The sequence below is a fragment of the Pseudoalteromonas sp. SCSIO_11900 genome (genome assembly GCF_000576475.1).
In the GTDB taxonomy this organism is placed as follows: Bacteria; Pseudomonadota; Gammaproteobacteria; order Enterobacterales; family Alteromonadaceae; genus Pseudoalteromonas; species Pseudoalteromonas tetraodonis.
The window spans coordinates 565,227-577,257 of sequence record NZ_KK070025.1; the positions used below are offsets into that span (position 1 = coordinate 565,227).

The 12,031-nt window shown below is 39.6% G+C and carries 11 protein-coding genes; 5 read left to right on the forward strand and 6 right to left on the reverse strand.

Annotation, left to right across the window (positions count from 1 at the left end):
- Positions 1-40 precede the first annotated feature (40 nt).
- Both fadD and rnd read left to right on the forward strand, forming a co-directional pair.
- Positions 41-1,693 (forward strand): long-chain-fatty-acid--CoA ligase FadD, encoded by a 1,653-nt coding sequence (gene fadD, locus BG00_RS16760; RefSeq protein WP_036984013.1) that lies wholly within the window; start codon positions 41-43, stop codon positions 1,691-1,693.
- 50 nt (positions 1,694-1,743) lie between these two features.
- The gene (gene rnd / locus BG00_RS16765; RefSeq protein WP_013463308.1) at positions 1,744-2,874 is read left to right on the forward strand and encodes a ribonuclease D; all 1,131 of its coding nucleotides are present in this window, start codon (positions 1,744-1,746) and stop codon (positions 2,872-2,874) included.
- 54 nt (positions 2,875-2,928) lie between these two features.
- On the opposite strand, the gene minE is transcribed toward rnd, so the two are convergent.
- The 3 genes from minE to minC are packed head-to-tail and all read right to left on the reverse strand — an operon-like array spanning position 2,929 to position 4,713.
- A complete protein-coding gene (gene minE / locus BG00_RS16770; RefSeq protein ID WP_008111532.1) occupies positions 2,929-3,192 on the reverse strand; it encodes a cell division topological specificity factor MinE in 264 nt (87 codons plus the stop codon).
- A 1-nt stretch (position 3,193) separates the two neighbouring features.
- Positions 3,194-4,003, reverse strand: coding sequence for a septum site-determining protein MinD (gene minD / locus BG00_RS16775; RefSeq protein WP_013463309.1), 810 nt, complete (start codon positions 4,001-4,003; stop codon positions 3,194-3,196).
- A gap of 5 nt (positions 4,004-4,008) precedes the next feature.
- Positions 4,009-4,713, reverse strand: a complete 705-nt coding sequence (gene minC / locus BG00_RS16780) for a septum site-determining protein MinC (RefSeq protein WP_036984014.1) — start codon at positions 4,711-4,713, stop codon at positions 4,009-4,011.
- Between the two features lie 155 nt (positions 4,714-4,868).
- Between minC and BG00_RS16785 the strand changes: the two genes are divergently transcribed.
- Together BG00_RS16785 and BG00_RS16790 are read left to right on the forward strand one after the other, a co-directional pair.
- On the forward strand, positions 4,869-5,150 hold the full coding sequence (locus BG00_RS16785; RefSeq protein ID WP_036984015.1) for a YcgL domain-containing protein: 282 nt from the start codon (positions 4,869-4,871) through the stop codon (positions 5,148-5,150).
- The gene (locus BG00_RS16790; protein WP_016900168.1) at positions 5,143-6,159 is read left to right on the forward strand and encodes a lytic murein transglycosylase; all 1,017 of its coding nucleotides are present in this window, start codon (positions 5,143-5,145) and stop codon (positions 6,157-6,159) included. Before BG00_RS16785 ends, BG00_RS16790 begins: the two co-directional genes overlap by 8 nt.
- Before the next feature lie 48 nt (positions 6,160-6,207).
- On the opposite strand, the gene BG00_RS16795 is transcribed toward BG00_RS16790, so the two are convergent.
- Positions 6,208-6,756 (reverse strand): GbsR/MarR family transcriptional regulator, encoded by a 549-nt coding sequence (locus tag BG00_RS16795; protein WP_013463314.1) that lies wholly within the window; start codon positions 6,754-6,756, stop codon positions 6,208-6,210.
- Positions 6,757-6,973: 217 nt separating this feature from the next.
- Here BG00_RS16795 and adhP point away from each other — a divergent pair, with 217 nt between their 5' ends.
- Positions 6,974-7,984 (forward strand): alcohol dehydrogenase AdhP, encoded by a 1,011-nt coding sequence (adhP, locus tag BG00_RS16800; protein WP_036984016.1) that lies wholly within the window; start codon positions 6,974-6,976, stop codon positions 7,982-7,984.
- Positions 7,985-8,044: 60 nt separating this feature from the next.
- Here adhP and BG00_RS16805 read toward each other — a convergent pair whose 3' ends face one another.
- Together BG00_RS16805 and BG00_RS16810 are read right to left on the reverse strand one after the other, a co-directional pair.
- The gene (locus BG00_RS16805) at positions 8,045-10,465 is read right to left on the reverse strand and encodes a TonB-dependent receptor (protein ID WP_036984017.1); all 2,421 of its coding nucleotides are present in this window, start codon (positions 10,463-10,465) and stop codon (positions 8,045-8,047) included.
- Positions 10,466-10,757: 292 nt separating this feature from the next.
- Complete coding sequence (locus BG00_RS16810; RefSeq protein ID WP_190276286.1) at positions 10,758-12,029, reverse strand: Xaa-Pro dipeptidase; 1,272 nt, start codon at positions 12,027-12,029, stop codon at positions 10,758-10,760.
- Positions 12,030-12,031 lie beyond the last annotated feature (2 nt).

The following is a 12,031-nucleotide window of genomic DNA, read 5'->3' on the forward strand; positions in this document are numbered from 1 at the left end:
TTAAGGTTAATAAAAATATAATTATAAACAGGGGCTAAGAGTGGAAAAAATCTGGCTTAAGCGCTACCCAGAAGGTATGCCTGAAACAATCGATCCTGAGCACTACAACTCGTTACTCGAAGTGTTTGAAAAAAGTTTTAATGATTACAAAGATTTACCTGCATTTACTAATATGGGTAAAACATTGTCATATAACGAAATTGACGCGGCAACAAAACGTGTTGCGGCTTATATTCAAAACGATTTAGGGTTAAAAAAGGGCGATAAAGTCGCTGTTATGATGCCTAACTTGTTGCAAACCCCAATTGCTATATTAGGTATTTTACGCGCAGGGTGTGTGGTGGTTAACGTTAATCCGCTATATACCGTTCGTGAGCTAGAGCACCAATTAAAAGATTCTGAAACATCAGCAATATTTATTCTTGCTAACTTTGCTGTCACGCTTGAAAAAGCACTGCCTAATACTGACGTTAAACACATTGTGGTTACGCAGGTTGGTGACATGATGGGCGGACTCAAAAAGCATTTAGTCAATTTTGTTGTTAAGCATTTCAAAAAAATGGTACCAAGCTATACGTTGCCTAACACGATTAACTTTTGTGATTTATTAAAAGCTGATCTGAATGGCTATAAGCGCCCAGAGGTTAACTTAAGCGATTTAGCATTTTTACAATACACCGGTGGTACAACCGGTGTATCTAAAGGGGCAATGTTGAGCCACGGTAATATGGTGGGTAACCTTGAGCAAGTATCTGGTTGTTTAGATAACGTGCTTGAGCGTGGTAGAGAAGTGGTTATTACCGCGCTACCGCTCTATCATATATTTGCATTAACAGCGAACTGTTTAACATTTATGAAATACGGCGGCTTAAACGTTTTAATTACTAATCCACGTGATATGCCTGGATTTGTAAAAGAGCTTAGTCAGCATAAATTTACTGCTATCACAGGGGTGAACACTTTATTTAATGGCTTATTAAATACCCCTGGTTTCTCTGAGCTTGATTTTAGTCACCTTAAAATGTCATTAGGCGGCGGCATGGCAGTACAACGCCCTGTTGCAGAAAAATGGCAAAAGGTCACTAACAGCAAACTAATGGAAGGCTATGGCCTGACAGAATGTTCTCCTTTAGTCACAATTAGCCCGTATGATTTAGAAGCTTATAATGGCTCTATCGGTCTACCTGCGCCAAGTACTGACATTAAATTAATGCTCGATAACGGTGAAGAAGCTGCTAAAGGTGAGCCGGGTGAACTGTGGGTAAAAGGTCCGCAAGTGATGCTTGGTTATTATAATCGCCCTGATGCAACGGCTGAATGTTTAAAAGATGGCTGGTTTGCAACTGGTGATATTGCCACTTACGATGACGAAGGTTTTTTCTACATTGTTGATCGTAAAAAAGACATGATTATTGTTTCAGGCTTTAATGTTTTCCCAAATGAAATAGAAGAAGTGGTTGCCATGCACGAAGGCGTCCTTGAAGTGGCTGCGGTTGGTATCCCTCATGACATTAGTGGTGAACAAGTTAAAGTTTTTGTTGTGAAAAAAGACCCTTCTTTAACTGAAAAAGATATAATAAAACATTGTCGTGATAATTTAACTAATTACAAGGTTCCTAAACTCGTTGAGTTTAAGGATGAGTTACCCAAAACTAACGTGGGTAAAATTCTCAGAAGAGCCTTAAAAGATTAGCAACTATAAAAAAGCCGACATCAGTCGGCTTTTTTATTGTAGGAGACTCAGTGCACTACCAATTGATCCAAACCCAAAATGAGCTTAATACGTTTGTAGAACAAATTAAAAACAAACCCATTCTTGCTATTGATACCGAGTTTATGCGCCGCCGTACTTTGTATCCAGAAGTTGCACTTATTCAAGTTTATGATGGCGAACATTTAGCGCTTATTGACCCGCTTGCCGAGCTTTCCTTGTTTGATTTTTGGCAAATACTTAAAGATCCTAAAGTGCTAAAAGTACTCCATTCACCCTCAGAAGATATTGAAGTTTTTCAAAAGTACGCAGGGTTTGTTCCTTATCCTTTATTCGATACCCAGTTTGCACTTCAGCTATTAGGTGAGGGAAACTGTATGGGCTTTGCCTTAATGGTGAAAACATTATTGAATATTGAGATTGATAAAAGCGAATCGCGCACTAATTGGTTACAACGCCCCCTTACTCAAAAGCAACTTGAATACGCTGCTGCTGATACGTATCACCTGCTGCCATGTTTTGAGTTAATTATAGATAGCATTAAAGCCGCTGATTTATTTGATATTGTGATCAATGAAAGTGAATTAGTTGCCAATAAACGTGCTTTTCAAATTCCGGATGAGCTACTTTACAAAGAAATTAAAAATGCATGGCAACTTAAGCCGCATGAACTAGCGGTACTTAAAGAGTTAGCAGTATGGCGTCGAAATAAAGCCATTCGTAAAAATCTAGCGCTTAATTTTGTACTTAAAGAGCACAATATGACCGAAATTGCCAAACGAGGCCCTTCAAGTTTAAATGCTCTGAGACAAATTCCTGGGGTAGAACCCATTGAAGTGAATCGTTCTGGGGTTGAAATTTTAAAGTGTATTGAGCAGGCCAAAGCCATTCCAGCTGAGCAACACCCACAAGTATTAAAGCGGTTAATTGATTTTCCTACCTATAAAAAAGTAGCGAAGGAGATCAAACAAAAAATTACTAAAGTTGCTAAAGAGCATAACATTCCAGAAGACGTTATGGCCTCTAAAAAGCAAATAAATCAGCTAATTAGTTGGAACTGGAAGTTAACTGCTCAGCAAAAAGAAAAACACATAAAGCCAGATTTACTCAGTTCATGGCGCTATGACTTTGTTAAAGACGCTCTTAAAGAGTGGGATAATTAAAGTCATAAAGGCGAGTTACAAACAAATAAAAAGGGCGCTTAGCGCCCTTGTTTGTTATTTCTTTTCTTCGTCAGGTAATGTGACATTGAGCTCGAGTACCGCTAAATCGTCTTCATTTTGATCAAACTGAACTTGAACCGCATCGGCGCCTACATTAACGTACTTACGGATCACATCAAGAATATCTTGCTTTAATTGTGGCAAGTAATCTGGTGTTCCACGCTGAGAACGCTCGTGCGCGACAATGATCTGCAATCGCTCTTTTGCTAATGACGCACTGTTTTTCTTTTCTGAGCGGAAGTAGTCAAGTAAAGACACATTAACCTCCAAATATCCGTTTGAATAAACCCTTTTTCTCTACATCTAAAAATCTAAATTCAACCGTTTCGCCTAATAAACGACTGATCGCATCAGCATAAGCTTGACCTGCGTCTGATTCGCTATCAAGAATTACCGGCTGTCCAGAGTTTGATGCACTAAGTACTGCTTGAGATTCAGGAATGACACCTAGTAAGTCTATGGCTAGGATGTCCTGGATATCTTCAACAGATAGCATTTCACCTTTTGATACACGATCTGGATTATAGCGTGTTATTAGCAAATGCTCTTTAATGTTTTCTAATCCTTCTTCGGCACGTTTCGATTTACTGTGTAAAATGCCTAGAATACGATCCGAATCTCGTACTGACGAGACTTCAGGGTTGGTTGTAACTATAGCTTCATCAGCGAAGTACATCGCCATCATAGCTCCGGCTTCAATACCTGCAGGAGAATCACAAACAATATAGTCAAAGTCTTCTTTTAACTCGTTCAATACGCGTTCAACACCATCACGGGTGAGTGCGTCTTTATCGCGAGTTTGTGAAGCAGGAAGTAAAAATAACTTTTCTACACGTTTGTCTTTTATGAGTGCTTGATTAAGGTTAGCTTCGCCATTGATCACATTAACAAAGTCATACACTACGCGACGTTCACAACCCATGATGAGGTCTAAATTACGTAAGCCGATATCAAAATCGATGATAACAGTTTTGTAGCCTTTTAATGCTAAGCCTGTACCAATTGCTGCGCTTGATGTTGTTTTACCAACACCCCCTTTACCCGAGGTAACGACAATTATTTTTGCCATGAGATTTATCCTTTAACCAAAGCTGAAATTTCTAAAGATTCATTTTTTTGTTGTATTTGAACTGCGTTACCCCAGTGTTCACCTTGCAGTGAGTCACTGATCCAGTAATTACCATTGATTGAAACGAGTTCTGCTTCTAATTTATTACAAAATATGTATGCGTTTTCGAGCCCTTTTGCACCGGCAATTGCACGCCCTCGTAGGGTTCCGTAAATATGTACATTGCCATCGGCAATAACTTCTGCGCCATGGCTTACCGCGCCTAACACCACCAAGTCGCGGTCTTTGGCGTAAACTTGTTGGCCTGAGCGCACCGCACCATTAATAATTTGCGCTGGTAAATACACGGTTTTTTCTACAACCGAAGTATTTGGCTCTACTCTTGCGCCTTCGCTCCTAACGTCTTGAGAATAGTTTAAAACAGACAACCCTGCGGCTTTTGCCTGTTTATGCTGTTCATCCGAACCATTACATACACCCACAGCATTAAAGCTCATGCGTTCAATAAGCGATTTTAAGTGAACAAAGTCGATTGCGCTGTTTTTTACTTCAATTAAATTGACGACGATAGGGGCACCCTCAAAGAATTTTGGGGCTTGGGCAATTTTTACATACAGTTGTTCTGCTAAAAGGTTAATATCAGTACTATAAAGATGCAAAACTGATAACGTAAAAAGGTTGCCTTTTAGCTCAAAAATTTGGTCCGACATAGATGCTCAACTGGATTGTCTAGTTAGCATGTAACTTTATATAAACCTAGGCTGAACAAGGCTTTTATTACAGTTTCCACACTAATTTTTATAACTTATTATTATTGCCATGTTATAGTGTGTAGCACTGTTAAGCAAGATTTTATAGGGCCATAATGCTAACTGCGGTATATAAAAGTAAGAAAAAAGCAGATACTTTCTTATTTATTGAAAAAAGAGACGATTTTAGTAAAGTTCCGGAACCTTTAATGACCATGTTTGGTCAACCTCAGTACGTGATGATCATTAACTTAGCGAAGCGAACTCAATTAGGCGTAGCGGATTTAGACACTTTAAAACAGTCGCTTAGCGACCAAGGCTATTATTTACAAATTCCGCCACCTGAGGAAAACTTGCTAAGTCAATTAAGAAAACAAAATGGAGTAGATAGTGATTAAAAAATTAGCGGTTGTATTGTGTGGTGTGTGTTTAAGCTCATCGGTAATGGCAAAAACACAAGCTGAGTTTCAACAATATCTTACTAATTTAAAGCAAGAGGCAATTGCAAAAGGCTACGATACTCAGTTAATTGAGCAAGCATTTGCCACTGCATCTTATAAAGAAAAAGTCATTTCAGCAGACAAAAACCAGCCAGAAGTAAAAGAAACGCTGGAAACGTATTTACCAAAACGAGTACCGCAATGGAAAATAGATCGTGCGCGTAAATTGTATAAAGAAAACCAAGAAGTCTTAGAAAAAGTAGCAAAAGACTTTGGTGTTCAAGCGCGTTTTATTGTGGCTATTTGGGGTTTAGAAAGCAATTTTGGCGCTATTCAAGGCGGCCACAATGTTATTTCATCCTTAGTAACTTTAGCATTTGATGGACGTCGTGAAGCGTTATACAAACGCCAATTGTGGGCAGCACTGGATATATTAAAGTCGGGTCATATCACGCTTGATAAATTTAAAGGCTCTTGGGCGGGTGCTATGGGTCAAACCCAATTTATGCCAACCTCATTTAATGCCTACGCCGTTGATTACAACAACGATGGCCGCAAAGATATTTGGACAACCAAAGAAGACGCGTTTGCTTCAATTGCTAATTACTTAAAGCAAGAGGGTTGGAATGATAATTTAACCTGGGGTCGCCAGGTACAATTGCCCGCTGACTTTGATAAGCAGTATATATTAAAGCGCGGTACTAAAACCCGAAAGCAATGGCTAGAGTATTGGGATAAATCAGAGCGCTCCTTAGCAGATTGGCAAGCATTAGGTGTTCGTCGTGTTGATGGCAGTGATTTGCCTACGGTTGCTGTAGATGCAGCATTAGTCATGCCGGATGATATAAATGGACGCATGTATTTAGCATACGATAACTACAAAGTATTTATGCACTGGAATCGTTCATACTACTTTGCAACCAGCGTAGGTTATTTGTCAGATAGAATTGCTTACCCAAAAATTTAAGCTTAAGCGAATAACTAAAAAGCCGCTCATTGCGGCTTTTTTTAATGGTTATTGCTCTTTTTTGAATATTTTATCTTTGAGGTCAATGACTTTGCCAATGCCTGAACCTAGCTTCATTAGTTTGTTGAGCTGCTCTGGGGTTAAGCGTTGTAACTCTGACGACCATTTAGTCACTGTTTCAAGTAAGTTATGAATTTCGCCCATTTGTTTTTGTGCATAAATTTCATCGTCGTTACTTGCTTCATCTAATAAGTTATCTCTAAGTAAGCTAAGCGTAGGTTCTACTTCACGCTTTTTACGTTCTTCAAACACGCGATTAGCCATATCCCAAATATCGCCTGCAGGTGCATAGTATTCTTTTCTATCTCCTGGGATATGCATTACCTTGATCAGCTGCCAAGATTGTAATTCTTTAATTCCCATACTTACGTTACCGCGTGAAATACTCAGTGCATCTGCGATTTGGTTTGCCGTCATTGGATCTTTGGTAATAATAAGTAATCCGCACATTTGGCCGATTGTACGATTAAATCCCCAGCGGCTGCCCATCTCGCCACAATGCATTACAAAGGCAAAGTTTTTTTCTGATAATGTCATTGTTACAAGTTTCAAAAATAAATGAAAGCTATGCTAGCACGCTGGTTAAGTATGGCAAGCGTTTAGCTTGGATAAAAAACCACGTTTTACGACTAATGATTGATATAGATTAATATTAAAGCATCTATAGTAGGTTATGTTGCGGGTATGTAACATGACATTGTTGTTTAACGTCTTTGTTAAATAGCATAAATTTTTTATAAACGATGGAATGACTATGAAAGCAGCAATAAATACAGAATATAAAGGCAAGTTGGCGATCACCGATTTACCAATCCCAGAGGTAGGTCCTAACGATGTGCTGGTTAAAATAGCCGCTTGTGGTGTATGTCACACCGATTTACATGCGTGTCATGGTGATTGGCCGGTAAAACCAAAAATGCCATTGGTACCAGGTCACGAAGGCGTGGGTGTAATAGAAAAACTAGGCAGTAATATTAAACATTTAGAAGTGGGCGACCGAGTGGGTGTACCTTGGTTGTATAGCGCCTGTGGCCATTGTGAATTTTGTTTAGATGGACGTGAAACCCTGTGTTTATCGCAACATAATACCGGTTACTCAATTGATGGTGGTTATGCAGAATATTGTTTAGCACATGGTGATTACATCATTAAAATACCGGAAGGATTAGGCTTTGCTGAAGCTGCACCGTTATTCTGTGCCGGCGTAACAACGTATAAAGCATTAAAAGTATCAGATGCAAAACCGGGTCAATGGGTTGCTATTGTTGGTGTGGGCGGTTTAGGCCACTTAGCGGTGCAATATGCAAAAGCAATGGGCTTTAATGTTATTGCTGTAGATACAGGTGAAGAAAAAATGGCCTTAGCTAAAGAGTTAGGCGCCGATATTACGCTTGATTTTAAAGAAGTGGTGCCTAGTGAGGCTATTTTTGAGCAAGTAGGTGGCGCGCATGCTGTTGTTTGTACCGCAGTATCAAAACCTGGGTTTGAACAAGCGTATAAAAGTGTTCGCCGTGGGGGCAAATGCGTATTAGTTGGCTTACCGCCAGAAGATATGCCACTGCCAATTTTTGATACTGTGCTAAATGGTGTTTCAGTAGTAGGTTCTATTGTAGGTACGCGTAAAGACCTGCAAGAATGCCTTGAATTTGCCGCACAAGGTAAAGTAAAAGCTATCATTGAAGAGAAAAAACTCGAAGATATTAATGAAATTTTCGATGATATGCTCAAAGGCGAAATTAACGGCCGTATAGTTGTTACAATCTAACTATACCTAACTATACCAAAATATAGTGCGCACAAACCAACCTGGCTTGTGCGCATTGTGTTAAAGCGTATAACTAAAGCTTAACTTTGCATTTCTTTCCTCACCTGGCATACCGCCTAAAAACATGGCTTTAGAATAGTATTTTTTATTAAACAGGTTATTAATGTTTAATTGCATTTGCCAGTTGTCTGCTTTATAGCTAACTGCAGCATCATACACGGTATAAGCAGGGACGTAGCCGTTATCAATACCGAACGAACTTGAGTTAGTACTGCGCTTATCAACAAACGTTAAGCCTGCGCTTAAATCTATTGCGTGAGGTAATTCAAATAATGCAGCTGAGTAAGTTACCCATGAGCTAGCAGTTACATAAGGCACGCCTTTTTGGCGAGTATCAAAGCTTGTGCTGTTTGGGTTAGTCTTATCGCGAGCATCTTGATAAACCCCGTTGATGTTAACTTTCCATTGATCGTTCAAATACGCATTTAAGTCAATTTCTACGCCTTTGGTTTGTTCTTCACCATCAAAAAAACTCTCTACTACGTTTGGTGCAGACACGCCTGCTTCATAAAGTGGGTTGGCATATTCTAAATTAGTACGTGCACTTTCAAATACTACAATTGAAGCCAGTAATTGGTCATCAAACGCTTTAAAACGAAATCCTAAATCGTTACTAACAGATTCTGAGTCTTCTCTATCGGCTTCATTACCAGCAACAGATCCAAGTACACTGTAGGCAGTACGACCTTTTGAGTGATTTAAAAATAAAGCCATGTCAGTGCTTAATTGATAAGTAGCTCCTAAATTGTACGTTAAACCGCTATCTGAAGTGTTTGCCTCTGGCGTTGGGTTTGCGCGGCTTTGACTATAACGTGGGTCAACACCAAAATGCTCGTAACTTTGTTTTATACGGTTATGAGCAATCCCAATACGGGTGGTGATTTTATCGTTAATGTAGGCAACATGCTGAAGGCCTAAACCCCATGCTTGTACTTTTTTATTATAATCGCTGGTTTTAAGCGGATCGTAATCATTAAATTTACCTGTAGGCCAATTTGGCTGACGCATATCAAAAATATACGGCAGTGCGCCTTGATAAATTACCTCACCGGCTTTGTTTTTAATTACCTTATCGGCATCGTAAATAGAATATTGTTTAAAACGAATATCACGATCTTCATAGTTAGCGTTAACCAGTAATTCGTTTTCTATGTTACCGAGCATAAAGTCATAACGTAAATCTAAAAAGTACTGCCATGATTTTTCATCCGCTTCTACTTGGCGGTACTCTTGGCGTCTGGCTGCAAAAGGGTATAACACGTCATCAACAACTAGCGGTGCGCGTGGGTCTTGGTTGATCACGCCGTTACGTTTCCAGTAAACGTAGTTGTAAGCACCTGTTTGGCGGGCAAAACTTGAGGTGTAATTACGGTACTGTAGTTGTTGATTAACAAATAAATCATCACTAATGTAATAATTATGGGCTAATTTAAAACGCAGCTCTTCACCTTCGTTATCCTTTGCCATCGGTGATATTATGCCATTGGTGCCAAAGTTAAAGGGCGTTAAACCATCATTGCTTGCCAAAGAGTTAGCTAGTTCATTTCGTTGTGCTTCACTCAATTGTAAGCCACTTGCTGTAGGGTCATTCACTAATTCGGCGCCTGATACTTCACCTGCAGTTAAACCATTGACCGATTCACTGTTAAAAATACGAATAGGGTGGCCGATAGAATCCACAGCAATGGCGTCCTTGATATAGGCTCCGGATAACACAAACGCATGTTGATCATTTAGAACATATTTTAAAGACGAATAAATTTCATCACGTTGTTCTTTTAAATCACGAAAGCCATCGCTAGAGGCGGTTTTTGCCATGACTCGATAAGCTAAGTCGTCTGTTATTGCATTGGTGCTATCGAGCGCCAGTGAATAACTATCCCACTGACCAATATCCATTTCTAAGGTATGTTGCTCGTTAAACTGCGGCTTTTTTTCAATAAGATTGATCACCCCACCAGCACTGCCCATGCCGTATAAACCAGTTGCTGGGCCTTTTAATACTTCAATTGATTCAACATTAGTTAAAGAGCGCGTTGGGTTAAATGTATTGCCTAATCCTGCGCCACCGTACATGCCATCATACGTATAATTAGCACCTAAACCACGAATTACTAAATTATCACCAATGCCATAGTTGTTACCGGCTTGCGTTAAACCACTTACATTACGGATCACATCTTGTAAACTATCAATACCTTGCGATGCAATAAGCGCTTTATCAACAATGACCACGGGTGCAGGGGTTTCCATTAGTGACATATCAGATTTAGTAGCCAAACCTGAGCTCATTACCACTCGGTTTTGTTGCTCGTAAACACTGATACGTTCAATATCGGAATTAACTTGTGACTCGTTTGCCAATGCCAAGTGCGCGTTTAAGCAAGCGAGTGTGAGTAGTGAGTATTGAAACCTTTTCATAGAGTGATAACCATTCGCATTTGTTAATTTGCGTGAATGGTAATGGTTATCATTTTAAAATAAAATAAAAAGTTCAAACTTTTTTACTTTAATGGGTGTGTTTGCTTGATAGTTATACAATATGATTTAAAAACAATCACATTTAAAAATATTAACGGGGTATTGCAGTCGCTAGTTGGCTTTACCAAGAGAGAATCTAAAAAAGTATTGATGATTAAATGGGCAGTTTAACTACATTAGCTAAAAAATTGTTAAGGTTGAGCTAAGCTCAACCTTATAAAGATTTTTGGGTTTACTGCTTGTAAACGACACCGGCTTTCATTACAAAAGGAATACGCTCAAGTGTAGAAATATTTTTAAGTGGGTTAGCACTCACCGCTATAATATCAGCAGCAAAACCAGTTTTAATTTGCCCCAGTTGTGAATCTGCCTTTAGTAATTTAGCACTATTAATTGTCGCGGCTTGAATAGCTTGTAATTCACTCATACCAAATTCAACCATTCGCGAGAACTGTTTCGCATTATCACCATGTGGATAAATAGCCGCATCTGTACCAAATACCATGTTAACCCCAGCTTCAACGGCGCGTTTAAAGCTGTCTCTTTGCTTTTTAGAAACAAGACGTTCTTTATTTAGGTTCTCTTCATCTACCCCATTTTGCTCACCAAAGCTCAGTGTATACTCGGTATTGTAAATATCCATAGAGAGCCAAGTACCGTGCTTTATAGCAAGCTCAATCGCTTCATCGTCTAAAAAGCTAGCATGCTCTACGCTGTCTACACCGGCTTTAATGGCTGTTTTAATGCCGTTAGTGCCGTGTGCGTGAGCCGCAACAGGCAATTCTCGCATGTGCGCTTCATCCACAATGGCTTTCATTTCTTCAAATGCGTATTGTTGTATGCCCACCTTTGTGCCTTTAGAAAATACCCCACCAGTTGCACATAATTTAATTGCATTAGCGCCATATTTAATATTTTCACGTACTTTAATGCGAACAGCCCATGGGCCATCAGCAACCCCCGAGGCGGTATACTTCATTTCTGGAGGCAAACGATTATTGTCACAGTGTCCGCCAGTAATCCCCAAAGAAGGGCCTGCAGCCCAGATGCGAGGGCCAATAATATCACCTGCATTAATGCCGTCGCGAACCGCAATAACACTAAAGCCTTCTGCACCTAAGTTACGCACTGTGGTAAAGCCGGCTTCTAATGTTTTTTTAGCATAGTAACTGGCTTTAATAGCCATACGCGGTACTGATTGGCCTATACGTTCACTGCGCGAAACGGTTGGATCGCTGGTTAAATGCACATGCATATCCATCAACCCCGGCATTAAGGTGAGTTCAGGTAGGTTAATCAGTTCATCATTACTGGTAAGCGTTGGCTTTTTATTAAATTGAATTTGGCTTATTACACCCTCGTCAATCGCGATTAACGGATTAGCTTTTAGCTCTCCAGTTTTTACATCAAGCAAAGCTTTGGCCGATATATAGGTGGTTGCCAGTGTACTTGCGCTTGTTAAGCTCAGTAATGCGATTGATGTAGTTAGTAAATGTTTTTTTATTT

Coding starts and splice junctions, on each gene's coding strand:
- minC (WP_036984014.1), bottom strand. CDS start 4,713: ATGTCGGACCAAATTTTTGAGCTAAAAGGCAACCTTTTTACGTTATCA.
- BG00_RS16785 (WP_036984015.1), top strand. CDS start 4,869: ATGCTAACTGCGGTATATAAAAGTAAGAAAAAAGCAGATACTTTCTTA.
- adhP (WP_036984016.1), top strand. CDS start 6,974: ATGAAAGCAGCAATAAATACAGAATATAAAGGCAAGTTGGCGATCACC.
- minD (WP_013463309.1), bottom strand. CDS start 4,003: ATGGCAAAAATAATTGTCGTTACCTCGGGTAAAGGGGGTGTTGGTAAA.
- BG00_RS16795 (WP_013463314.1), bottom strand. CDS start 6,756: ATGACATTATCAGAAAAAAACTTTGCCTTTGTAATGCATTGTGGCGAG.
- BG00_RS16805 (WP_036984017.1), bottom strand. CDS start 10,465: ATGAAAAGGTTTCAATACTCACTACTCACACTCGCTTGCTTAAACGCG.